Source organism: Pseudomonas sp. St290 (genome assembly GCF_018325805.1).
In the GTDB taxonomy this organism is placed as follows: domain Bacteria; phylum Pseudomonadota; class Gammaproteobacteria; order Pseudomonadales; family Pseudomonadaceae; genus Aquipseudomonas; species Aquipseudomonas bijieensis.
The window spans coordinates 2,371,680-2,394,095 of record NZ_AP014703.1 but is presented as its reverse complement, the minus strand read 5'-3'; the positions used below and the strand labels follow the sequence as shown (position 1 = coordinate 2,394,095).

The window sequence follows — 22,416 nt, the reverse complement described above, 5'->3', positions numbered from 1 at the left end:
CTGCTCGCGATAGCGGTGTGTCAATCACATCAACTTCAACTGATCTGACGCCATCGCGAGCAGGCTCGCTCCCACAGGTTTTGCTTTCACTCGAGTCAGGTCAGCGGGCAGCAACCGCCTGGATGGTGGCCTCGCTGAAGTCCAAGACCTTGCCACCCTGGGCCGTGGCGAACTGCTGGGCCTGGCCCTTGAGCAGGAACGCGCTGAGCTGGCCCTTGGCGTCACTGGCGAACCACGCCTGTTCGGCCAGCAGCTTGATCCCGCTGTCGCTGGCCTGGGCATAGACGGCGCGGATGCCCTTGCCCTCCTGCTTGAGGCTCGCCAGCGCGGCGAAGGCCGATTGGGCCGAGACGTAATGGCGCACTTTCGGCTCGCCGCGTACCCAGATCTCGGCCACGCGACTGAAATCGCTGATGGCTTTGCCGGTCAGGGCATCGGTCGTGTTCAGCGGTGTCTGGGCGTAGTTAGCCAGTTGCGCGGTGTAGTCCAGGTTCGACGCCTTGAACGCGGCGCGGATGTACTGGTCATCGATGAAGGTATTGAGGTCCAGGCCACGATCGGCTTTCTTCAGCAGCTTGAGGGTATCGATAGCGGTGCCGACCGCTTGGCGGTACTCCGGTTTCCAGGTCAGGTCGCGGGTCTGTACGCCCAACGGTCCGTGGAACAGGTAATTGACCTCGGCATCCACGCCGGTGACCTTGGCGATCAACTCGCTGTACTTCTCAGGCTCGGCGGCCAGCAACTGATTGGCCTCGATGCTCGCGCGCAGGTAAGCGACGACGATTTCCGGGTATTTCTTTGCGTAGGCCTGATCCACCAGCGCACCGTGGAACGTCGGCGCACCGGCCTGGGCACCGTCGTAGATCTTGCGGGCGAAACCGCGGCTGGGGAACAGTTCGGCGAACGGCACGAAGTCGGCGTGAGCGTCGATCTTGCCGGCTTGCAATGCGGAGCCGGCCACCTCCGGCGGCTGGGCGATGATATTGACGTCCTTGAGCGGGTCCCAACCCTGGGCCGCGACGGCACGCAGCAACATGCCGTGGGCGGTGGAGGCGAACGGCACGGAAATGGTCTTGCCCTTGAGCTCAGCCAACGACTGCACGCCCGATGCACTCGGCACCACGATGCCGTTGCCACTGCCCCGGGTGCTGCCCGACAGCACGCTGATGAACAGGCTGTGCTTGCCGGCGGTTTCGAACGCCACGCCGTTGAACGCCCCGGGGAAATCGGCCATGGCGCCGAAGTCGAGCTTACCGGCGACCATCTCGTTGGTCAGCGGCGCGCCGCTGGTGAAGTTTTTCCACTGGATGTCGTACTGGGCGTCCTTGTAGGCGCCGTCGTGGGGCAAGTATTTATCCAACAGGCCCAGCTCCCGAATCAGCAACCCGCCGGCGGCGCAGTTGATGGTGGTGTCCTGGGTGCCGATGGCGATACGGATGGTTTCTGCCTGGGCAGGCAAGGTCAATGAAGCCAGTACCAGACCGGCGAGTGCTGCACGCAATAACATGGGTGTGTCCCCTCGAATCATTTATTGGATGTTCGTCTCCGCCGCGATCAGGGCGCGGTGGGAAACGAGGGGTGTTCTGAATCTGCGTCCGGGGGTGGCCGGATGGCTTTTGTGGTGTTTGAGCGGGCCTCATCGCGAGCAGGCTCGCTCCCACAAGGGTTCTCGGGTGTCCATAGATCCTGCGCACACCACAAATCCCTGTGGGAGCGAGCTTGCTCGCGAGGGCGTCCTGTCAATCAACGCAGCAAGTACGGAATCTCGACTTTCACCGCCCCCGTCGGGCAGTCCTTTTCACAGGGCATGCAATACCAGCATTCGTCGAACGCCATGTAGGCCTTCTGGGTCGCCGGGTTGATCGCCAGCAGGTCCATGGGGCAGACATCGACGCAAACGGTGCAGCCCTTGTGGGCGATGCATTTGTCCTCGTCCACGGTGACGGGGGCATTGGAGCGGAAAAAGATTTCCTGGGGTTGATAAGCCATGGGCGGTCTCTCTGGGTGTAAGGTTCACGCCGCGTCAGCGCCGACCCGCAGCCGGTCGTAGGCCTGCAGTTCGTCGGCATCGAGGGCGATGATGTAAGGCTCGACGGCTTTCTTGAATGAGGTCATCGCGCCGTCTTCGCCCTTCTTCAAGTGGCAATGGCAGAACCAGTCGCTGTCGTTGCGTTGCGGATGATCGACCCGATAGTGGTACAGGCCCCAACGGCTTTCGGCGCGAAACAGCGAGGCGCGAGCGGCCATTTCGGCGCAGTCGCGGATGACGCTGACCTCCATGGCGCGCATCAATTCATGAGGGTTGTGGGCCTTGATCTGGTCCAGGTCGCGCTGGATATCGCTGAAGCGTTGCAGGCCGATCTGCATTTTCTTGGTGACCTTCGGCGGTTGCAGGTAATCGTTGACGAAGCGGCGCAGCTTGTATTCCACCTGGGCCGGCGGCAGGCCGTGCTCGCGGTCCAGGGGCGCGTAGACACGAGCCCTCTCCCGCTCGATCTGCCCGGCGTCCAGCGCCGAAAAATCCTTCCCGGCCACGAAGTCCGCGGCGTTGTGCCCGGCAAACCAGCCATAGGTGAACGCACCGAGCATGTAGTTGTGGGGCACGGCGGCCATGTCACCGGCCGAGTACAGGCCCTTGACCGAGGTTTCGGCCCGCTCGTTGACCCACACGCCCGAGGCCGAGTGACCGCTGCAAAAACCGATTTCGGAGATGTGCATCTCCACCATCTGCGTGCGGTAGTCAGTACCGCGGTTGGCATGGAACTGACCACGACTGGGTCGTTCGTTACTGTGCAGAATGTCCTCGATGTTCTGGATGGTTTCCTCGGCCAGGTGATCGAGCTTGAGGAACACCGGACCATTGCCACTTTCGAGTTCCTGGTGGAACTCCCACATCATCTGCCCGCTCCAGTAGTCGCACTCGATAAAGCGCTCGCCCTTGTTGTTGGCGGTATAGCCGCCCAGGGGACCGGTGACATAGGCGCACGCCGGGCCGTTGTAATCCTTGATCAGCGGGTTGATCTGGAAGCATTCCAGGTTCGCCAGTTCGGCACCGGCGTGGTAGGCCATGGCATAGCCGTCCCCGGCATTGGTGGGGTTCTCATAGGTGCCCATCAGGTAGCCGGAGGCCGGCAACCCCAGGCGTCCCGCCGCACCGCAGCAGAGGATGACCGCCTTGGCCTTGATCACATGAAAATCGGCGGTACGGCAATCGAAGCCCATCACACCGTTCACCGCGCCTGCTTCGTCGGTCAGCAAACGGGTACAGACCAGCCGATTGGTGATACTCACCCGCGCCCGTTTCAACTGGCGATACAGGACTTTCTTGATGTCATGCCCTTCCGGCATTGGCAGCACGTAGGCGCCCATGTGATGGACCTTTTTCACCGCATAGTCGCCGGTTTCATCCTTCTCGAACTTCACGCCCCAGCGGTCCAGTTGCTCGATGGTTTCAAAGCTGTGGGTCGCGTAGGCGTACACCGCCGCCTGGTTGACGATGCCGTCATTGGCGATGGTGATTTCCTTGGTGTACTGCTCGGGGGTGGAATGGCCGGGGATGATGGCGTTGTTCAAGCCGTCCATGCCCATGCTGATGGCGCCGCTGCGCTTGACGTTGGCCTTGTCCACCAGCAGCACGCGCAAATCACGGTTGCGCTCCTTGGCCTTGATCGCCGCCATGGGGCCGGCGGTGCCACCGCCGATGACGACGATGTCGTATTCCTGTTCGAGGGTGCTCCGAGTCATGCCTGCGTTCCTTTTTGCCGGTCGATCCGCAAGCGGTACTGGAAAGCATCGCCACGGTAATAGAGGTGTTCGAAGTCCAGTGGCTGGCCGCTGGCATCATGGGTCAGGCGCTCGATGCGCATGATCGGCGAACCCGGCTCGACCTCCAGGGCCTGGGTCAGGTCGCTGTCGGCCAGTACCGCATCGATGGCCAGGTCCGCATGGCCCAAGGTCAGGGCACAGTCGTTTTCCAGGATCAGGAAAATGTCGCGGGTGACCAGATCGGCCTTTTCCAGGCGCTCGCCGAGGGCCTTGGGCAGGTAGGTGATCTCCAGGGAAACCGGCTCGCGATTGATCAAGCGCACCCGTTTGATCTGCACCACCTCTTCCCCTTCAGTCAATTTCAGGCGCTCGGCCACCAGTTTGTCGGCCGCGATGAACTTGAAACTGAGCAGGCGGTTGATCACCTCGAAACCGCGCCCGGTCATGGACTCGGCCAGGCCCTGGAGGGTGCTGACATTCTGGAAGGTCTTGGGCTTGGCCACGAACGTCCCTTTGCCGTGGATCTTGAAAATCAGCCCTTCCTTTTGCAGGTCACCCAGCGCTTGGCGCACGGTGATACGACTGACACGGAACAGCGCACCGAGCTCGCTTTCCGAGGGCATCTGGCTGCCTTGGGGGTATTGGCCATCGAGGATGCGCGCACGCAGCACGTCTCGTAGTTGCGTGTGCAGCGGCACGCTGCTGAGGGGAAGAACGTTGTCGGACATGGCCTTCATCACTTGTCATAACGAGTTATGACGTGATCTTAGAAAACCCGTCCAATGCTTGGGAAATACTCTTTGAGCATTAGGTTATGCCCACGAGGGCTCGCTTCAGCAGCGCTGGAGAATGCGATCCATCACCCAGTCGGTCTTCAATGCCTGTTCGGCAATGGCCGGATGCTGCGACTCACCACGGATATGGGCATTCATACCGAGTACATGGTGCCATTGGATATGCTCAGGATGATGAGGGATGTCGAGACTGATGGATGTGTCCGTACACAGTTGCAGTGGCTCATCATTGAACACCGAGAAGTTGATTCGCCCTTGACTGCCGATCACTTCCACACGGTCCTCACGTCGGTCAGCGACGAAATTCCAACAGCCCATGCCTGTGGCCCCGCAGGCGAATCGCCAATGGGCCACGACCGCATCTTCTGCCTGATACAAACCGCCCTGGCGAGCGGCGAAACCCGTTACCTCGACAATGTCCCCCAACAAGAACTGGAACAGGTCAAGGCCATGGCAGGCCAGATCAGTGAAATAACCTCCGCCTGCAATCGTCGGATCGGTACGCCAATTGATCGCTCCGCTGATATCCGCCGATGAGGCGGGCTTGGTGAGCGTCCAGGTCAAATGCCGAATGTCACCGATGCATCCTTGTTCGATCCATTGCCGCACCTTGCGAAAACGCGGCAGTGAGCGCCGGTAGTAGGACACAAACAAATGCACCCCCGCGGCGTCGAATACTCGCTGCATTTCCCGGCTCTGCGTGGCATTGAGGGACATGGGTTTCTCAACGCAGCAATGCTTGCCGGCGGCCGCCACCAGCATGCTATAGCTGAAATGACTGTCGGGCGGCGTCGCAATGTAAACCGCATCGACTTCAGGATCATCGATCAGTGCCTGCGCGTCAGTGTAGAACCTGGCGATACCGTGGCGTTCAGCATAATCGGACACTGCCTCCGAACGTCGCCCCATCACCGCTACCAACGCTGAGCCGGGTGCCTTGTAGAAGGCCGGCCCACTCTTGCGCTCCGTCACGCTGCCACAACCGATCATGCCCCAGCGTACCGTTCTCATCGTTTGACTCATGGAATCAAGGCCATCTGGCTCCGCAATGAAGCCCCCTCAAAAAAGACAGGAGTTTAATCAGGCCCAGCCTGAATGTCGTGGCTACAACGTTTGCCCCTCATTGCGAAACGCACTGGGGCTCATACCGGTCCAACGCCGGAACGCCCGGCGAAAACTGCGCACATCGCTGTAGCCGACTTCTTCGGTGATGCGCTCGATGGACAGCCCGGGGTTGGCCAGCAGGCTCAGGGTCCGACCGCGGCGCACCTGTTCGAGCAAGGCCTCGAAGGTCAGGCCGTGTTCGGTCAGGCGCCGACGCAGGGTGCGGCTGCTCATGTTGAGGTCGCCAGCGATTTTCTCGATGTGGCTGCCACGGGTCAGGTCCCGGGCAATCGCCCGTTCCACAGCCTGGATCAGGTCGATCTTCTGGTGGACCTCGGTGGCCTCCTGCTCCAGCAAGGCCAAGGCCTGGCGCAAGGCCAACGGGTGGTGATTGGGCAGGCGCATATCCAGCCAGCGCACATCGATCAGCATGCGATTGTGCCGGCAACCGAAGCGCACATCCGGCCCCAGTATCCGCTGGTATTGCTGGGCATAGGACGGCGCGGCGTGCATGAACTCCACGGCCTGAGGCTTGAAATCGGCCCCCGCCAGCGCCCGCCCATAGACCATCAGGCTGGCGAAGAACTCCTCCACGGCAAATACCTGGATCTCGGCGAAAGGCAGGCGGCAGGTCGCCTCGACCATGATCCGGTCAGTGGCTTCTTCGACACTGGTCACCGCGATGCCACCGGTGGTGTGCTGGTAACGAACCCCCAGGGCAAAGGCATCGCGCAGGGTTTCGCACAGCGACAAGACGTGGCCCAACAGGCCGAGGGTGCCGAGCACGTTACGGTCGCCCACCCATAATCCCAGGCCCTGGTCGGGCAACAGTCTGAGCGCCCGTTGGATCATGACCACCGCCTGACGATAGGAAATACGCTGGGCGGGATCTTGCAGATCGTCAAGACCGAACCCCAGGCCGCGACACAGGCTGGCGGCATCGAAGCCCTTGTCAGCCACCACCTCGGCCAGGGTTTGCAGCAGGAACGGCGATACCAGCGCCAACTCATAGGTGGGGTCGATGACTTTCATCTGCATGGGGCGGGTTCCGGAGCACGTTAGGCGGCGTTTTTGTAACCGGTTATTTCATAAAGTTAGCATGCCCAAGCGAATCGAGGAGCACAAAAATCTGGCCGCCCAAGTCCCCTGTCTGGCCGCCAATACCCTGCCCTGTCGGCGGCGAACGGCTTATTTCTATGGCTCGGACCTTCGGTGTATCTCCAACAATAATAATGAGCCCCCACATGAACCCGATCCGCACGACATTCGCCTTGCAATTGACCCTCGGACTGGCCGGCGTTTGTGCCCTGCCCGCGTGGGCTACCGAAACCGGAGTCGATAACATCGGCCCCGGTACCGACGGTTTTTTTGTGTTGCCCTTGGAAGTCGACAGCCTTCCGGACAACATGGTCGCGTTCAACCTCTACTACAACCACTACAAGGCCCGGAAATTCAACATCAGCTCGTTGGGCGGCGAAGTGCCAAATGTCGAAATAGAATCCACGGCGGTGGTCCCGCGTATCGATTACCTCAGCCCATTGCGAGTGGCCGGTGGACGCGTGGGGATCTACATCGCCCAACCCTGGATCAAGCAGGAAGTCGCGGTGTTCGGCCTGAGCGATACCCGCGAGGGCATGGGCGATACCACCATTTCGCCAATCGTGCTGTGGGACATGGGCAAGAACCTGACCCTGGCCGCGGCGGTGGAAATCACCGTGCCGACCGGCGAATACAGCAAGGATCGCCTGGCCAACACCAGCACCAATTTCTACACCTACAAGCCGCTGTTTTCCTTCACCTGGCTGCCCACGGAAAACACCGAGCTGTCGATGAAAACCACCTACAGCTTCAACCGTGAGAACAAGGACACCGACTACCGTTCAGGGCAGATCTTTCACTTCGACTATTCCGCCAGTTACCGCCTGACCGACAACCTGCGGCTGGGGCTCAACGGCTACTACCTCAAACAGACCACCGACGACAAACAATACGGTCGCACGGTGCAATTCGCCGGGCAGGACGTGGATGATGGTGTGCGCGGCCAGGTGTTCGCCATCGGCCCGGCGCTGCATTTCACCTTCCTCAAATACGCCAGCGCCGAAATTCGCTGGGCCAAGGAATTCGATGTGGAAAACCGCCCCGAAGGGGAGATGCTCTGGGCCAAGATCAGTATTCCGTTTGCGTTCTAATAGCGTTTCACAGCACTTCTGGAGAGGGGACTTATCTGTGGGAGCAAGGCTTGCCCGCGAAGCAAGCGACTCGGTTCCAGATAGACCGTGTGTTCTTCATCGCGGGCAAGCCTTGCTCCCACAGATAAGTCCCCTCGCCACAGGTTTTGTGCCTGACACGAATGCATCAGCTGCAGGCCAGTCAGCGCTCGACCCGCGACGATTGAAGCCAATCAGCTCACCCCCAGAATCGACGAAAGATGCCCATTGAGGAACTTGCCGCCAGGGTCCAGCGCCTGGCGCACCTCGGCGAATTCGTTCCAGCGCGGGTACAGCGCCTGGAGCGCCTTGGCGTTCAGGGAGTGTAATTTCCCCCAATGCGGACGGCCCTGGTATTTCCAGAAGATCGGTTCGATGGCGGCAAAGAAGTTGTGATGGTCCATCTGGTAATGCTGGTGCACCGAGATCGAGCAACTGTCCCGGCCTTCGAACATGCTCAGGGCAATGTCGTCGGCCTTCACGTAGCGGTATTCGATGGGAAACCAGGTGCGCAGGTCCTTGTCGCGGATCAGTGCCAGGATTTCCCGCAAGCATGCCGGGCCGTGCTCGGCCGGTACCGAGTACTCCATCTCATTGAAGCGCACGGTGCGGGCATTGGCGTAGATGTCGTGGGAGTCACCGACCCGGTCATCGAAATCAGCCACCAGCCGCAGGCTGTTGAGCAGCGCTCGCCGAATCGCGGGAAAGTCGCTGCCATACTTGTCGAGGTTTTCGATCAGCGTGACGAATTCGTTGCCACCCTCCTCCTCGGGGCTGATCGGCGGCGTGGCCGGGTCCGTGGTTTCGTTCAGGGTAATCGACAACGCATAATCGGAATGGGTGACGACCTGCATTTCCCAATGCTGGTTGTCCCGTGTGTTCGCTTCCACGTCCTCGAGCAACTCCTCGGTCTTCGCCACCCACTGGTGCTCGCGCAAGCGATAGGCGGCGCGGTTCTGCAGGCGCACACGGGTCACCAGCCCCAACGCGCCAAGAGACACCCGGCCAGCCTTGAACACTTCAGGATGGCGCTGGGCATCGCAATCGAGCACCTCGCCGCTGGCCGTTACCAGTTGCAGGCCGACCACTTGGGACGCGTACGAGCCGAAAGCCTTGCCGGTGCCGTGGGTCGAGGTGGCGATGGCTCCGGCCAGGGTCTGGTAATCCACGTCGGCCATGTTCGGCAGCGCCTGGCCGATGGCCTTGAGCGCCGGGCCCATGCGGGACATGGGCGTGCCGCCACCGAACTCGGCTTGCAGGCTGGCCCCGTCGTGATCCAGCAGCCCACTGAAAAAACTCAGCGACAGCAAGGTGCCGTCGGTGGGCACCAGGGCGCTGAAGGAATGGCCGGAACCCACCGGACGAATCCGCCCTTCGGCGCGGCGCACCACCTGCACCAGCTCATCGAGGTCCTTGGGGGCCAGGCGCGCCGCTGGCAGGCAGCTCTGCGCGCCCGACCAGTTGCGCCACGGAATCAACCGTGGCGCGCGCATCAGCTCGGCCAGGGCACCCTGGCTGCCCAGCGCGGTAAAGGCTGCGACAACGCCGGCCTGTTGCAACAAGCGACGCCGTGAGTAGTCCATCGTCATGCCGTAGTACTCGTATTTATTATTGGAAATGTTGACCGGACATGAAGGCGATCAGGGCCAGGAACTGCTCTTGGGAACAGTGCATGCACAGGCCCATCGGCGGCATGCCGTTGTAGCCGTTGATCGCGTGGTCCAGCAGGGTGTCGGCGCCCTGGGCGACCCGCGGGGCCCAGGCGTTCGTGTCGCCGGTCAACGGCGCTCCGGCACCGGGGTTGGCGTGGCAGAGCTTGCAGCTGCTGTCATAAACCTGGGCCAGCGCCGCATCGCTGGGCATGGCGGTGAACACCGTGGGCGCGGGCGGCTTGGCCTCCTCGCCGCAGCCTGTGAGCAGGGTACCGAGCAGGAGGATGAAGGCTGGCTTGAGCCAGATTGAAGTTGAAGGTGTCGTTGCCGGCATAGGGACCTCTTGGCGGCGCTTTCTTGTTGTGGGTCAACACTAAGGCACGCCAGCGCGTCGACTTGAGGTCATTGGGGGCCATAAAAGGGGGCTTGGGCGGCCAGCTGCTGGCCTATCAATGACCTTTGTGGCGAGGGGATTTATCTGTGGGCTCTATGAGTTCTGTGGGAGCAAGGCTTGCCCGCGAAGCAGCCGACTCGGTTCCAGATAGACCGTGTGTTTTTCATCGCGGGCAAGCCTTGCTCCCACAGAGCCTTGTTCCCCCAGAGCGGCTCGCCACACGGGCATTGCGTGCTCAGGGGAGTAATAACCCCTGCTCGCGCTCACATAACTGCACCACGTAATCCCACAGCACCCGCAGGCGTACGGATTTGTGCAGTTCGCGGCGGGTGCTGATCCAATAGCTGCGGCGGATGGTTTCGTCCGGCAGCAAGGGCACCAGCGCCGGGTCGCCGTTGGCCATGTAGCAAGGCAGCACGGCGATCCCCAGCCCCGAGCGCGCGGCCTGTTGCTGGGCGATGACGCTGGTGCTGTGGAACACCACCCGGGGGTTGCGGCAAAAACTGTTGAGGAACATCAGTTCCTGGCTGAACAGCAAGTCATCGACGTAGCCGATCCAGGCGTGGCGAGCCAGGTCCTCGCGGCTACGCAGTGCTGGCGAGCGGTCCAGGTAGGCCTGGCTGGCGTACAGCGCCAGGCTGTAGTCAGTGAGCTTGCGCGTCACCAGCAGGTCGGCCGCCGGGCGTTCGAGGTGGATGCTGATTTCCGCCTCGCGGTTGAGGATGCTGACAAACCGCGGCACCGCCACCAGCTCCACCTCCAGCCCCGGATAACGCTGGAACAGCCCCTCCATGCGGCTGGCCAGGAACATGATGCCCAGCCCTTCGGTCACCCCCAGGCGGATCTTGCCCAGCGGTGCGCTGGACTGGGTGATGTCCTCCTGGGCCAGCAACGCCACGTTCTCCATGGCTTCGGCGTGCTTGAGCAGCGTCTCGCCAGCCGGGGTCAGTTCATAACCCTGCGCATGCTGGACGAACAGCGCGGTGCCCAGGCTTTTCTCGATGGCCTCGATGTGCCGGGCCACCGTGGCGTGGGTGGTGTTCAACCGCCGTGCAGCCGTCAGCAAACGCCCGCTGCGTTGCAGCTCCAGGAAATAGCGCAGGTCATTCCAGTCGAACATGAGGCGATCCTTGAACACACCTGAAGGCACGACTGTTTATAAACGCACAGCCGCTGCGCAAAAACTAACATTCTTTTGACGAAAACTAACAACTAGGATGGATCCCACAACAACAAGAATGAGGTCGCGAATGCAACCTGTCGTCGATGAATACGATTACGTGATCGTGGGCGCCGGCCCTGCCGGATGCTTGCTGGCCAATCGGCTTTCGGCCAACCCGCAACACCGGGTGCTGCTGCTCGAAGCCGGCGGGCGCGACAACTATCCGTGGATTCACATCCCGGTCGGCTACCTGTTCTGCATCGGCAACCCACGCACCGACTGGTGCTTCAAGACCGAAGCACAACCGGGCCTGCAAGGCCGCGCCCTGAGCTATCCCCGCGGAAAGGTCCTGGGCGGTTGCTCCTCCATCAACGGCATGATCTACATGCGCGGCCAGGCTGCGGACTATGACGGCTGGGCCGCAGAGGGTAACCCTGGCTGGGCCTGGAAGGACGTTCTGCCGCTGTTTCGCCAGAGCGAAAATCACTTTGCCGGAGCCTCCGAGTTCCATGGTGCCGGCGGGGAATGGCGGGTCGAACGCCAGCGCCTGTCATGGCCGATTCTCGATGCCTTCCGCAGCGCCGCCGAGCAGAGCGGCATCCCCAACGTCGACGATTTCAACAGCGGCGACAATGAAGGCTGCGGCTACTTCCAGGTCAACCAGAAAGCCGGGGTACGCTGGAATGCGGCCAAGGCCTTTCTCAAGCCGGTTCGCCAGCGTCCCAACCTCACCGTGTTGACTGACGTCGAAGTGGACCGTGTGTTATTGCGTGATGACCGCGCCCACGCTGTCAGCGCCCGCTGGCAAGGCAAGGGCATGACCTTCAAGGCCCGTAAGGAAATCGTATTGTGCGCCGGGGCGGTTGGCTCGCCGGGCATCCTGCAACGCTCCGGGATCGGCCCGCGCAGCCTGCTGCAACGCTTGGGTATCGGCGTGACCCACGAGCTGCCTGGTGTGGGCGGCAACTTGCAGGACCACCTGCAACTGCGACTGATCTACCAATTGGAAAATGCCCGCACGCTGAACCAGATCGCCGGCACCCTGTGGGGCAAGATGGGCATGGGCCTGCGCTATCTGTACGACCGCAGCGGCCCGCTGTCCATGGCCCCCAGCCAACTCGGCGCATTCGCCCGCTCGGGTCCGGAGCAGACCTCGGCCAACCTCGAATACCACGTGCAGCCGTTGTCCCTGGAACGCTTCGGCGAACCGCTGCACAGCTTCCCGGCGTTCACCGCGTCGGTCTGCGACCTGCGCCCGCAAAGCCGTGGCCGGGTGGACATTCGCTCGGCCGACCCGCACGAAGCGCCGCTGATCCAGCCCAATTACTTGAGCCACCCCGAAGACTTGCGCGTTGCCGCCGACGCCATCCGCCTGACCCGACGCATCGTCGCCGCCCCGGCCCTGAGCGCGTTCAAACCGGTGGAATACCTGCCGGGCCCCAGTCTGCAAACCGAAGAAGAACTGCACCAGGCCGCCGCCCGGATCGGCACGACGATTTTCCACCCGGTCGGCACTTGCCGCATGGGCCAGGACCACGACGCGGTGGTGGATGCGCAACTGCGCGTCCGTGGCATCAAGGGCCTGCGCATCGCCGACGCCTCGATCATGCCGCGCATCACCTCGGGCAACACCTGCTCGCCGACGCTGATGATTGCCGAGAAGGCGGCGCGGATGATGCTCGAGGCAGATACCAGAATCATCATGCCGCAAAAGGAGCCGGCCACAGCCTGAAGAACAACAGAATCCCCTGTGGGAGCGAGCCTGCTCGCGATAGCGATCTATCTGTCACATATGTGTTGAATGTGCAGCCGTCATCGCGAGCAGGCTCGCTCCCACAAGGGAGATGAGTCGATTCAAGGAAAGTGTGTCAAATCAGGAGACGCCACCCCGGCGTCGCAGTGGAACAACAAAAACAATCACTGTGAGGGATACCGCTATGTCTGAACATGTTCAGCCCCTGGAAGCCACGCGCAGCGCCGGCACCAGCCAGGAAACCCAGAAAGTCATCTTCGCCTCGTCCCTGGGGACGGTGTTCGAGTGGTACGACTTTTTCCTCTATGGCGCCCTGGCGGCGGTGATCAGCAAGCAATTCTTTGCCGGGGTCAACGACACCACGGCGTTCATCTTCGCCCTGATGGCGTTCGCCGCCGGTTTCATCGTGCGGCCATTCGGTGCGCTGGTGTTCGGCCGGCTGGGGGACATGATCGGGCGCAAGTACACCTTCCTGGCGACCATCGTGCTCATGGGCCTGGCGACGTTCTGCGTCGGCCTGCTGCCCAACTACGCCAGCATCGGCATCGCCGCGCCGATCATCCTGGTGGTGTTGCGCATGCTCCAGGGCCTGGCCCTGGGCGGTGAATACGGTGGCGCGGCGACCTACGTCGCCGAGCACGCGCCGATGGGCAAGCGCGGTTTCCATACCAGCTGGATTCAGTCCACCGCCACCCTCGGATTGCTGCTGTCGCTGCTGGTGGTGCTGGGTTGCCGCTACTTCACCGGCGATCAGTTCGAAGTCTGGGGCTGGCGCATTCCGTTCCTGCTGTCGATCCTGCTGCTGGGCATCTCCACCTGGATTCGCCTGAGCCTGCATGAGTCACCAGCGTTCTTGAAAATGAAAGAGGAAGGCAAGTGCTGCAAGGCGCCGATCCGCGAGTCGTTCGGCAAATGGGAAAACCTCAAGGTGGTGCTGATCGCCTTGTTCAGCATCAACGCCGGGCAAGCGGTGACCTTCTACGCCGCGCAGTTCTACGTGCTGTTCTTCCTCACTCAGTTCCTGAAGATGGATCCGGCCCTGGCCAACAGCCTGTTGATTGTGAGCGTGGTGATCGGCGCACCGTTCTTCATCTTTTTCGGCTGGCTGTCGGACAAGGTCGGGCGCAAACCGGTGCTGATGATCGGCCTGCTGCTGGCGACCGCCCTGTACTTCCCGATCTTCAAGACGCTCGCCCATTACGCCAACCCAGCCATCGACCTGGCGAGCCGCCAGGCACCGATCACCGTGGTCGCCGACCCGGCCACCTGCACCTTCCAGTTCGACCCGGTGGGCAAGGCGCGTTTCGACAGCCCTTGCGACAAGGTCAAGACCTTCCTGGTCAAGCAGGGCCTGCCCTACAGCAGCGTCGCGGCCCCAGCCGGAAGCGCGGTGCAGGTCAGTGTCGGTGACGTGAAACTCGAAGGGTACGACGAAGCCGCCCTGCGCGGTGCGGTGACCCTGGCCGGCTACCCGCAGCAGGCCGATGCCCAACAGATCAACCGGCCGATGATCGTGGCCTTGATCGTGGCGCTGATCATCATCTCGGCGATGTGCTACGGACCGCTGGCGGCGTTGATGGTCGAACTGTTCCCGACTAGGATCCGCTACACCTCCATGTCCCTGCCCTACCACATCGGCAACGGCTGGTTTGGCGGTTTCCTGCCCACCGTATCGTTTGCCCTGGTGGTCTACACCGGAGATATCTTCTATGGGCTGTGGTATCCGGTGGTGATTACCGGAGTGAGCCTGGTGGTGGGCATGCTTTGCCTGCGGGAAACCAGGAACGTGGATCTGGATACCAATTGAGGGCAAAACCGTGGCGAGGGCGTTGGCGCCCTCGCTACCGACTCAGAAGCTCGCCTTCACGGTCATCGTGAAGTTGCGTGGCTCACCGTAATAGTTACCGAAGCTCTCGGTGCCGATGGTGGTGTAGTAACGCTTGTCGAACAGGTTGTTGCCATTGAGGGCCACCGACCAGGTGTCATCGATGCGGTAGCCCACGCGACCGTTCCACACGGCATAACCGGCCTGGGTGATCTTCTCGCCGCTAACCGGCGATACCCGGAAATTGTCGCTTTGTGCATTGACCCCGGCACCGATACTGAACCGTTCCAACGCCCCGCCGAGGACATAATCGCCCCACAGACGCAGCACATGGCGCGGCACGTAGCTGTTGAACGAGCCGCCGTTGAGGCTGGTGTCGATGTCGTCGAGGGTCTTGGTCTGGGTGTAGGTGTAGCCGGCCAGCAATTGCAGGCGCTCGATGACTTCACCGCTGATCTCCGCTTCGAAACCCTGGGCGCGCACCTTGCCGGCATTCTCGTAGCAGAAACCATCCGAGGACGCACAACTGGAGAAGTAGTCCGTCTGGGCCTGGTCTTTCTGCAGCGTGCGGAACAGGTTGAAAGCGCTGTTCAGGCGTCCGTCGAACCACTCGCCCTTGATCCCCAGCTCATAACTCTCGCCCACCAGGGGCTTGAGTGCCGAGCCGCTTTCGGAGCGATAGTTGCCCTGGGGCGTGAAGATATCCGAGTAACTGGCGTAGGCCGTCAGGTGCTCATTGAGGTCCAGCAACACAGCGGCAAACGGCGTGACTTGTCCCGTCTCCGTGCTCTTGGCGTGTTCCGTACCGCCGGTGAGGAACACCGAGTCGGTCTTGGAGCTGTACCAGCTCACTCGGCTGCCGACGACAAACGTCAACGGGTCCGCCAGCTTCAGCCGCAGGGTCGAATACATCCCTTGCTGCTCGGTAACGGTCTTGACCGGACCACCGCGCGTCGAGTTCTCGATGAAGTAGCTGTCGTCCGGTTCGGGAATATGTCGATCCGGCTCGAACACATTCTGCTTCTGTGGCAGCAGCGCCACCGAGAAGAAGTCATCCTTGTCCGAGCGACTGGCGTTGAAACCGACAATCAACTCATGTTGCTGCCCCAGGGCGTCGAACTTGCCGTCCAGGTAGGCGTCAAGGCCGTAATCGACCTGGTCATAGTCGTACATGCTACCCAGCATGTTGGTGGTCGAGGTGCCGGGCGTTACCGAGCCCGATGCAAACGCGTATTTGATGTCCTGAGTATTTTTCGTATAGACACTGGCGACCTTTACGGCCCAGTCATCATTGAGCTGATGCTTGAGATCGCCAAACACCGTTGTCCGCTGGCTGCGCCAGGTGTTCCACGATGGGTCCAGGCAAGTGGAACGACTGAGTTTCAGATCGCTGCCGTCCCGGTAGCGCGGAAGCCCGCCCCAGCAGGGGCTTGCATCGACGTCTTCATAGGCAACGCCCACGCCTAGCGTCGTGTCGGGCGACAGATCGAAGTCCAGGGCGCCGTAATAGATCTGGTCCTTGCGCCGGGCATCGTCGTAAAAATAATGTCGGCTCTGCTCGGCGATCACCGCCCTGCCCCGTACGGTGCCCGAGTCATTCAACGGGCCACCGGTATCGACCTGCCCACGATAGTTGTCCCAGGTGCCGCCCGAAAGGCTGAGCTCCGTCTGGGCCGTGGCCTGACCGCGTTTGCGGACGAAATTGACGCCGCCGGACGTGCCGCCCGCCCCCTTCATCATCCCGGCGGCGCCGCGCAGCACTTCGACACGGTCGTAATAAGCCATGTCACTGCTGAAACTGTCGGCCTGGACATAGCTGTTGCCCATGTCCAGCGGAACGCCATCGTATTGATACTGGCCAGACATCCGGAACCCGCGGGAATAGAAATACTTGCCGCCCATGGTCGAGTCGTAGACGGTAATGCCGGGGGTCTTTTCCATGACTTGATCGATGGTATTGAGGTTCTGGTCATCGAGCATCTTGCGGGTAATCACCGTCACCGACTGCGGCGTCTCGCGCAGGGAGTGCTCGCCCTTGCCGATGGTGACCGCGCCCGTCGTGTAGGAATTGCTGTGCTCAGTGGTCGCCCCAAGTCGCTGTGCCTCGATGGTGGTTGCGTCCAGTTCCAGTGCCGAACCGCTGACCGGCACGGGGCGCAGCACGTACGTGCCGTTGGCCTGGAGGGCGGCTTGCAGGCCGCTACCAGCCAGAATGCGCGCAAAACCGTCGCCCACGCCGAAAGAGCCGCTCAGGCCGGGTGATCGCAAACCTTCGAGTTGCCGGGCATCAAACGAAATAGCGACACCCGCGGCGCTGGAGAAACGGGTCAGCACATCCACCAGGCTGGCGGCGCCGATATCGTAGGCCTGCACCGCGCGCTGCTGCGCCGCAGCCGCTGGAACCGGGCTGGCATTCACCGCCGTGGCGCCGGCGGTCGTGACCGCCAGCAAACCGATTTTCACTGCAAACACCAGACGGCCCGGCGCGCTCACCCACGTCATACTTTCCCTCCCCCAAACGGTCGATAAAAACTCACTGAGGAAGAGCCGAACGATGAGGATGAAAAGTGCAGGGACTGGTTTTTTTATTACGCGGCATTAGCGCCGATCGCCACCGGACACCTGGACCCAGAATCGGCTGTAGCGGGTCACCCGCAGCGAAAAACCGCTTTCCAGCGCCGCCAGGGCGAGATCGGTGTTATCGACGGGAAATACACCGGAAACCTTCAAGTCGCCAATCGCCGGGTCCCAGCGCAGCACACCGGGACGGTAGCGCGACAGTTCATCCAGCAGCGCCGCCAGGGGACGGTCAATGGCGATGATGCTGCCCTTCTGCCAGGCACCGACCGACACATCGTTGCCACGCAGCGCCCCCAACGAACGCTCATTGAAATCCAGGCGCTGGCCGGCTTCGACCCGCATCCTTGAACCAGTCGCCAGCAGGCTTACCTCGACCGCTTTCTCAAGCACCGCCACTTCGCCGCCCCCCGCCTGGCTACGGACGATAAACCGCGTGCCCAGCGCAAGCACTTCGGTCGGCCCAGTGACCACCTTGAATGGACGTCGCCAGGGATCGAACGCCGTCGTCACGAGGATCTCACCCCGCAACAGCTCCAGGCGCCGCTGCTGTCCATCGAAACGCACATTGATCGAGGTGTCGGTGTTGAGCAGGACCGTGCTGCCATCGGCCAGCTGGAACTCGCGACGCTCGCCCACCGCGGTGCGGTGATCGCAAAACAGGTTCTGGGTCGCCTGGCTGTGCCAGCCCAGCCAGCCCAGGCCACCGGCGGACGTCAGCAGCAAGGCGCTGCGCAACACCTGACGGCGGGATCGCTGGTGGGTGTCGCTCAAGGTCGGCGCCGCGAGGGCGCCCGGCACACTCGCCATCTGCTCGGCCACCGCGGCCATGCGCTGCCAGGCCTGGCCGTGCAACGGATCGGCAGCCAGCCAGGCGCGCCAATCGGCCCGGTCCGCGTCGGTCGCAATGCCGGAATGAAGCCGGGCGTACCAGCGCGCTGCCACACGGATGGCTTGCAACTCTTCGGCGGGCAGGTTCATGAAAGCTGCAATTGAATCTGCATCAGGCAGCAATGTTCCATGGCCTTGGCCATGTGGTTGTTGACCGTGCGGACGCTGACGCCCAGGCGCTCGGCAATCTGCGGGTACGTCAGGCCATCGAACTGCGACAGGATGAACGCCTGCCTGACGCGCGGCCCCAGCCCCAGGAGCAGGCGGTCGATCTCCATCAGGGCCTGGAGCAGGATCGCCTGTTCTTCCAGTGACGGGTGCTGCTCTTGCGGCATGGCCGCCAATGCTTCGAGGTAGGATTGTTCCAGCGAGCGGCGGCGAAACAGGTCGATCAGCAGCCCTTTGGCGATCATCGACAGGTACGGTCGCGGCTCGCGGATATCCAGCGCGGTGCGCGCCTTGATGACCCGCACAAACGTATCCTGGGTCAGGTCGGCGGCATCGAACGTATTGCCCAGGCGCTTGCGCAACCAGCCCTGGAGCCAACTGTGATGATCACTGTACAGAACGTCGACAGCACTGCGTAGGGACAGATCGTTGGCGGGCATGGCAATGGAATAATTCGCGACTGATAATGACTCGCATTGTCATAGAGGCCATCGCCGCTTGCAACCCAAACGTGCCCGGCCACGCCCATCCTCTGGCATCACTCAGTGGATGGCGTGACTTTTGGCCGTACTCTCCACCAGATCCAGCATCTGTCCCAGGGCCCAGGGCTTGGCAATGAACGACGCGTGGTGCTTGATTCCGGCGCTTTCCGGCGTCTCGAAGCCGGACATGATCAGCAGCGGGATCTGCGGCCAACGGTCTCCGGTCAGGTTGGCCAGGTCCGCACCGTCGATCTTGCCGGGCATGGTGATGTCGGTGAGCAACAGGTCGACGTAGTCAGCGCTCTCTTCGAGGAATATCAACGCATCATCAGCGTTTTTCCGAGGTTCCACGACGAACCCTTCTTCCTCGAGGATTTCACAGAGGAAATCCAGGATGGTTGGATCATCTTCCACCACGAGAATCAAACGTGTAGTCGCCTGGCCGTTGCCATTGGGCATCGAATTCATGAAAGTGACTCTCCTTGACCTCATAAACCTTCTTTGCGGTTTCAACCGCCTTGAAGTTATGAGCCATGCCCCTGCGAGAAATTCATTCTGCGTGCCGACAGGCCGCCGAATGTCACGCCAGACACCCCTCGGCAACGCAGCGCAACGTTTTTATCTGTATATCCATACAGATAAAACTTGCCCTGGGGCGCATCCATGACCATGCTACAGCTCCATGAAATCTGCTCAGGAAAAGGGCGCTATGCAGCTGTACCTGTGTGAAAAGCCGTCCCAGGCCAAGGACATCGCCGCCGTGCTCGGTGCCACGCGCCGTGGCGACGGTTGCTGGCTGGGCCCTGGTATCACAGTCACCTGGTGCATCGGCCATCTGCTGGAAACCGCCCCACCCGACGCCTACGACGCGCGCTACAAGCGCTGGGTCCTGGCCGACCTGCCCATCGTGCCCGCGCAATGGAAAATGACCGTCAAGCCGAAAACCGCCAGTCAGTACAAAGCGGTCAAGCGCCTGCTGGGGGAAGCGAAGGAGTTGGTCATCGCTACCGACGCCGACCGTGAAGGCGAAATGATCGCCCGGGAGCTGGTGGAACATTGCCGCTATCGCGGGCCAATCCGACGGCTATGGCTGTCGGCCCTGGACGAAGCGTCGATCCGCAAGGCCCTGGCCGCCCTCAAGCCGGGCATCGAAACCTTCAACCTGTATCACTCGGCCCTGGGCCGTTCCCGGGCCGACTGGCTGATCGGCATGAACATGAGTCGCCTGTTCACCCTGCTGGGGCGCCAGTCCGGCTACCAGGGTGTGTTGCCGGTAGGGCGCGTGCAGACCCCGACGCTGCGGCTGGTGGTGGACCGCGACCGCAGCATCGCCGACTTCGTGCCGGTCGCCTATTGGGCCATCGACGTGCAACTGAGCCACGAAGGTACGGCATTCATCGCCCAGTGGCGCGCCGATCCGGATGCCTGCGACGACCAGGAGCGCTGCCTGAACCAGGCCCTGGCCCGGGACGCCGCTCATGCCATGAGCAACGCCGCCACCGCCCGGACGCTGAAGGTATGTACCGAGCGCCTGCGCGAAGCGGCACCGTTGCCCTTCGACCTGGGCACGCTACAGGAGGTCTGCTCGAAGAAACTTGGCCTCGGTGCCCAGGAAACCCTGGACATTGCCCAGTCGCTCTACGAGACCTACAAGCTCATCACCTACCCGCGCAGCGATTGCGGTTTCCTGCCCTTGAGCCAGCACAGTGAAGCGCCGGCCATCCTGGCCGCCCTCGCCCAGGCCGACCCGAGCCTGGCGCCGCTGCGCGAGCACCTGCAGCCGCAGCGCAAGTCCCGGGCCTGGAACGACGCCAAGGTCAGTGCTCACCACGGCATCATTCCCACCGCCGCCGCCAAGAACCTCGACAAGCTCGCCGGCAAACAGCGAGCGGTCTATACGCTGATTCGCGCGCGCTACCTGGCGCAGTTCCTGCCCAACCACGAATACGACCGGACCCAGGCCGACTTCGACTGTGCCGGCCAGGCGCTGCGTGCCGTGGGCAAGCAGATCGTCGAACCCGGCTGGAAACGCGCCCTGCCCGAAGCGCTGGCGCCGGCACGGGGCCGTGAAGCACCGGCACCGCAAACCCTGCCGGCATTGGCCGAAGGTCGCGATTGCGCGGTGGATGAGGTGAAACCCAAGGACCTGTGGACCCAACCCCCCAAGCCCTTCACCGAAGGCGACTTGATCAAGGCAATGAAGAACGTCGCCAAACTGGTGGAGGATCCGCTGCTCAAGCAAAAGCTCAAGGACACCACCGGCATCGGCACCGAAGCGACCCGGGCCTCGATCATCCAGGGGCTGCTCGACCGCGGTTACCTGGTGAAAAACGGCAAGGCCTTGTCCGCGACCCCGGCGGCGTTCAGCCTGATCGACGCCGTGCCCCGGGCCATCGCCGACCCGGGCACCACCGCCATCTGGGAACAGGCGCTGGACATGGTGCAAAGCGGGGAAATGAGCCTGGAAGAATTCGTGACCCGGCAAGCCGCCTGGATGAGCAAGCATGTCGCCCGCTGCCAGGGCATGAGCCTGACCATCAACGGCCCGGCCAGCCCCGCCGGGCGCGGCGCAACGCCGTGGAAGAACAAGCGCAAGCCAGCCAAGCGCAAGACAGGCGGCGCACCGCGCAAGGCGACTAAAGCCAAAGCGACCTGATGAATACGTGTTCGCCGTGTCGCCCTGTGGGAGCGAGCCTGCTCGCGATAGCGTTACTTGAATCACCTTGGATATCGACTGGTACACCGTCATCGCGAGCAGGCTCGCTCCCACAGGGATATCTGCCCTGAGCCAGAATTCTCATAACAAAACCATTTTGTCCGACAATATGTAGTGACCAAAAATAATCACTACAAAACCGTTGACGCCTCCGATTTGCCCTTGCATGATGCAGACGTCTCCCCGATCGGGAGTACAGGCAACTGTTTGAGCAAGCTCGTCTGACCGCCGAGCTGTTTTTTGGATAAGGGACTGCCCACAAGGCAGATTGAAGGTGCTGACCTGGCATGACCGTCCGGTAACAAGGACGAGAAACGTCGGCGAAGATCCTCATGACGCACGTGGTCGACCCTCGAAAGTTGACACTGGCTGAAGATTCTTCGCTGTTTCTCTTCGTTGTAGCGCATTTGCGTAGCGGCCCTTTGATAAACACTACACAACCGATGCATGACCCCGCCGAAGTTCGACGGACGAATGCTGACGACCTGGTTTCGGTATCAGGTGCCACTTACCGAGAAGCGAAGTTTTTGCGAACCACCAGACAGATCAACCAAATGGTCAAGGGGCTTACACATGAATCTGAATAATCAACCATCTATTGATGAACTGGCTCGCATGTTCGCAGCGCACAAGGACACTCTCGACAGCCATATCCTGTGGATCAGCAAGACTGGCCAGGTGCATATGGACTGCCTGTCTCCCTATACCCAGGAAGACGAGTTCGATAAGAACACACAAGACCTGTGTGCCCGGCTGAAGATGTACCGTCGCGGCCAGGGTTACGTCGGCAAGAAGGCCGCCGCGGACAAGGACTTCATGGGACGCGTCCTGCAGACGCTGACCCAGGCCTGGGAGTCGATGCAGAACACCTCGCAAGTGCGAGTCATCGACCGCCTCTGCTGATTGCACATGAATGAAACAGGGCC

The 22,416-nt window shown here is 61.7% G+C and carries 18 protein-coding genes; 5 read left to right on the top strand and 13 right to left on the bottom strand.

Features of this window, described 5'->3' with window-relative positions; translation table 11 throughout:
- Positions 1-100: 100 nt before the first annotated feature.
- The 6 genes from PBDP_RS10555 to PBDP_RS10530 form a co-directional block, all read right to left on the bottom strand.
- On the bottom strand, positions 101-1,507 hold the full coding sequence (locus PBDP_RS10555) for an ABC transporter substrate-binding protein (protein WP_212802206.1): 1,407 nt from the start codon (positions 1,505-1,507) through the stop codon (positions 101-103).
- A gap of 236 nt (positions 1,508-1,743) precedes the next feature.
- A complete protein-coding gene (locus PBDP_RS10550; protein WP_003180418.1) occupies positions 1,744-1,989 on the bottom strand; it encodes a 4Fe-4S dicluster domain-containing protein in 246 nt (81 codons plus the stop codon).
- 24 nt (positions 1,990-2,013) lie between these two features.
- Complete coding sequence (locus PBDP_RS10545) at positions 2,014-3,744, bottom strand: fumarate reductase/succinate dehydrogenase flavoprotein subunit (protein ID WP_212802205.1); 1,731 nt, start codon at positions 3,742-3,744, stop codon at positions 2,014-2,016.
- Entirely contained in the window at positions 3,741-4,493 is a 753-nt protein-coding gene (locus PBDP_RS10540; protein WP_109751846.1) for a GntR family transcriptional regulator, read from the bottom strand. Before PBDP_RS10540 ends, PBDP_RS10545 begins: the two co-directional genes overlap by 4 nt.
- 105 nt (positions 4,494-4,598) lie before the next feature.
- Complete coding sequence (locus PBDP_RS10535; protein ID WP_109751768.1) at positions 4,599-5,570, bottom strand: Gfo/Idh/MocA family protein; 972 nt, start codon at positions 5,568-5,570, stop codon at positions 4,599-4,601.
- Positions 5,571-5,663: 93 nt separating this feature from the next.
- Positions 5,664-6,701, bottom strand: a complete 1,038-nt coding sequence (locus tag PBDP_RS10530) for an AraC family transcriptional regulator (RefSeq protein ID WP_109751767.1) — start codon at positions 6,699-6,701, stop codon at positions 5,664-5,666.
- A 206-nt stretch (positions 6,702-6,907) separates the two neighbouring features.
- On the opposite strand from PBDP_RS10530, the gene PBDP_RS10525 reads away from it, so the two are divergent.
- Positions 6,908-7,852 (top strand): SphA family protein, encoded by a 945-nt coding sequence (locus PBDP_RS10525; RefSeq protein WP_116831981.1) that lies wholly within the window; start codon positions 6,908-6,910, stop codon positions 7,850-7,852.
- 212 nt (positions 7,853-8,064) lie between these two features.
- Here PBDP_RS10525 and PBDP_RS10520 read toward each other — a convergent pair whose 3' ends face one another.
- The 3 genes from PBDP_RS10520 to PBDP_RS10510 all read right to left on the bottom strand — a co-directional run bounded on the left by PBDP_RS10520 (position 8,065) and on the right by PBDP_RS10510 (position 11,036).
- Positions 8,065-9,363, bottom strand: a complete 1,299-nt coding sequence (locus PBDP_RS10520; RefSeq protein WP_178082458.1) for a D-arabinono-1,4-lactone oxidase — start codon at positions 9,361-9,363, stop codon at positions 8,065-8,067.
- A 115-nt stretch (positions 9,364-9,478) separates the two neighbouring features.
- Positions 9,479-9,856, bottom strand: a complete 378-nt coding sequence (locus PBDP_RS10515; RefSeq protein ID WP_109751763.1) for a c-type cytochrome — start codon at positions 9,854-9,856, stop codon at positions 9,479-9,481.
- Positions 9,857-10,151: 295 nt separating this feature from the next.
- Complete coding sequence (locus PBDP_RS10510) at positions 10,152-11,036, bottom strand: LysR family transcriptional regulator (RefSeq protein ID WP_109751761.1); 885 nt, start codon at positions 11,034-11,036, stop codon at positions 10,152-10,154.
- A gap of 130 nt (positions 11,037-11,166) precedes the next feature.
- Here PBDP_RS10510 and PBDP_RS10505 point away from each other — a divergent pair, with 130 nt between their 5' ends.
- Together PBDP_RS10505 and PBDP_RS10500 are read left to right on the top strand one after the other, a co-directional pair.
- Positions 11,167-12,810: a GMC family oxidoreductase gene (locus PBDP_RS10505; RefSeq protein ID WP_212802204.1), complete on the top strand. Its 1,644-nt coding sequence runs from the start codon at positions 11,167-11,169 to the stop codon at positions 12,808-12,810.
- A gap of 205 nt (positions 12,811-13,015) precedes the next feature.
- Positions 13,016-14,638 (top strand): MFS transporter, encoded by a 1,623-nt coding sequence (locus PBDP_RS10500; RefSeq protein ID WP_109751759.1) that lies wholly within the window; start codon positions 13,016-13,018, stop codon positions 14,636-14,638.
- A gap of 42 nt (positions 14,639-14,680) precedes the next feature.
- On the opposite strand, the gene PBDP_RS10495 is transcribed toward PBDP_RS10500, so the two are convergent.
- From PBDP_RS10495 to PBDP_RS10480, 4 genes are all read right to left on the bottom strand, one after another.
- On the bottom strand, positions 14,681-17,158 hold the full coding sequence (locus PBDP_RS10495) for a TonB-dependent siderophore receptor (protein ID WP_109751758.1): 2,478 nt from the start codon (positions 17,156-17,158) through the stop codon (positions 14,681-14,683).
- 96 nt (positions 17,159-17,254) lie between these two features.
- On the bottom strand, positions 17,255-18,214 hold the full coding sequence (locus PBDP_RS10490) for a FecR domain-containing protein (protein WP_109751757.1): 960 nt from the start codon (positions 18,212-18,214) through the stop codon (positions 17,255-17,257).
- The gene (locus PBDP_RS10485; protein ID WP_053123338.1) at positions 18,211-18,732 is read right to left on the bottom strand and encodes a sigma-70 family RNA polymerase sigma factor; all 522 of its coding nucleotides are present in this window, start codon (positions 18,730-18,732) and stop codon (positions 18,211-18,213) included. The genes PBDP_RS10490 and PBDP_RS10485 overlap by 4 nt, the downstream gene beginning before the upstream one ends.
- A gap of 102 nt (positions 18,733-18,834) precedes the next feature.
- The gene (locus tag PBDP_RS10480) at positions 18,835-19,242 is read right to left on the bottom strand and encodes a response regulator (protein WP_212802203.1); all 408 of its coding nucleotides are present in this window, start codon (positions 19,240-19,242) and stop codon (positions 18,835-18,837) included.
- A gap of 241 nt (positions 19,243-19,483) precedes the next feature.
- Between PBDP_RS10480 and PBDP_RS10475 the strand changes: the two genes are divergently transcribed.
- Together PBDP_RS10475 and PBDP_RS10470 are read left to right on the top strand one after the other, a co-directional pair.
- The gene (locus tag PBDP_RS10475) at positions 19,484-21,430 is read left to right on the top strand and encodes a DNA topoisomerase III (RefSeq protein ID WP_212802202.1); all 1,947 of its coding nucleotides are present in this window, start codon (positions 19,484-19,486) and stop codon (positions 21,428-21,430) included.
- 633 nt (positions 21,431-22,063) lie between these two features.
- Complete coding sequence (locus PBDP_RS10470) at positions 22,064-22,393, top strand: hypothetical protein (RefSeq protein WP_109751754.1); 330 nt, start codon at positions 22,064-22,066, stop codon at positions 22,391-22,393.
- Positions 22,394-22,416 lie beyond the last annotated feature (23 nt).

What these genes read in the sequence shown, in the direction of transcription:
- PBDP_RS10555 (WP_212802206.1), bottom strand. Translation starts at nt 1,507, where the DNA reads ATGTTATTGCGTGCAGCACTCGCCGGTCTGGTACTGGCTTCATTGACC.
- PBDP_RS10550 (WP_003180418.1), bottom strand. Translation starts at nt 1,989, where the DNA reads ATGGCTTATCAACCCCAGGAAATCTTTTTCCGCTCCAATGCCCCCGTC.
- PBDP_RS10545 (WP_212802205.1), bottom strand. Translation starts at nt 3,744, where the DNA reads ATGACTCGGAGCACCCTCGAACAGGAATACGACATCGTCGTCATCGGC.
- PBDP_RS10540 (WP_109751846.1), bottom strand. Translation starts at nt 4,493, where the DNA reads ATGTCCGACAACGTTCTTCCCCTCAGCAGCGTGCCGCTGCACACGCAA.
- PBDP_RS10535 (WP_109751768.1), bottom strand. Translation starts at nt 5,570, where the DNA reads ATGAGAACGGTACGCTGGGGCATGATCGGTTGTGGCAGCGTGACGGAG.
- PBDP_RS10530 (WP_109751767.1), bottom strand. Translation starts at nt 6,701, where the DNA reads ATGCAGATGAAAGTCATCGACCCCACCTATGAGTTGGCGCTGGTATCG.
- PBDP_RS10525 (WP_116831981.1), top strand. Translation starts at nt 6,908, where the DNA reads ATGAACCCGATCCGCACGACATTCGCCTTGCAATTGACCCTCGGACTG.
- PBDP_RS10520 (WP_178082458.1), bottom strand. Translation starts at nt 9,363, where the DNA reads ATGCGCGCGCCACGGTTGATTCCGTGGCGCAACTGGTCGGGCGCGCAG.
- PBDP_RS10515 (WP_109751763.1), bottom strand. Translation starts at nt 9,856, where the DNA reads ATGCCGGCAACGACACCTTCAACTTCAATCTGGCTCAAGCCAGCCTTC.
- PBDP_RS10510 (WP_109751761.1), bottom strand. Translation starts at nt 11,036, where the DNA reads ATGTTCGACTGGAATGACCTGCGCTATTTCCTGGAGCTGCAACGCAGC.
- PBDP_RS10505 (WP_212802204.1), top strand. Translation starts at nt 11,167, where the DNA reads ATGCAACCTGTCGTCGATGAATACGATTACGTGATCGTGGGCGCCGGC.
- PBDP_RS10500 (WP_109751759.1), top strand. Translation starts at nt 13,016, where the DNA reads ATGTCTGAACATGTTCAGCCCCTGGAAGCCACGCGCAGCGCCGGCACC.
- PBDP_RS10495 (WP_109751758.1), bottom strand. Translation starts at nt 17,158, where the DNA reads ATGACGTGGGTGAGCGCGCCGGGCCGTCTGGTGTTTGCAGTGAAAATC.
- PBDP_RS10490 (WP_109751757.1), bottom strand. Translation starts at nt 18,214, where the DNA reads ATGAACCTGCCCGCCGAAGAGTTGCAAGCCATCCGTGTGGCAGCGCGC.
- PBDP_RS10485 (WP_053123338.1), bottom strand. Translation starts at nt 18,732, where the DNA reads ATGCCCGCCAACGATCTGTCCCTACGCAGTGCTGTCGACGTTCTGTAC.
- PBDP_RS10480 (WP_212802203.1), bottom strand. Translation starts at nt 19,242, where the DNA reads ATGAATTCGATGCCCAATGGCAACGGCCAGGCGACTACACGTTTGATT.
- PBDP_RS10475 (WP_212802202.1), top strand. Translation starts at nt 19,484, where the DNA reads ATGCAGCTGTACCTGTGTGAAAAGCCGTCCCAGGCCAAGGACATCGCC.
- PBDP_RS10470 (WP_109751754.1), top strand. Translation starts at nt 22,064, where the DNA reads ATGAATCTGAATAATCAACCATCTATTGATGAACTGGCTCGCATGTTC.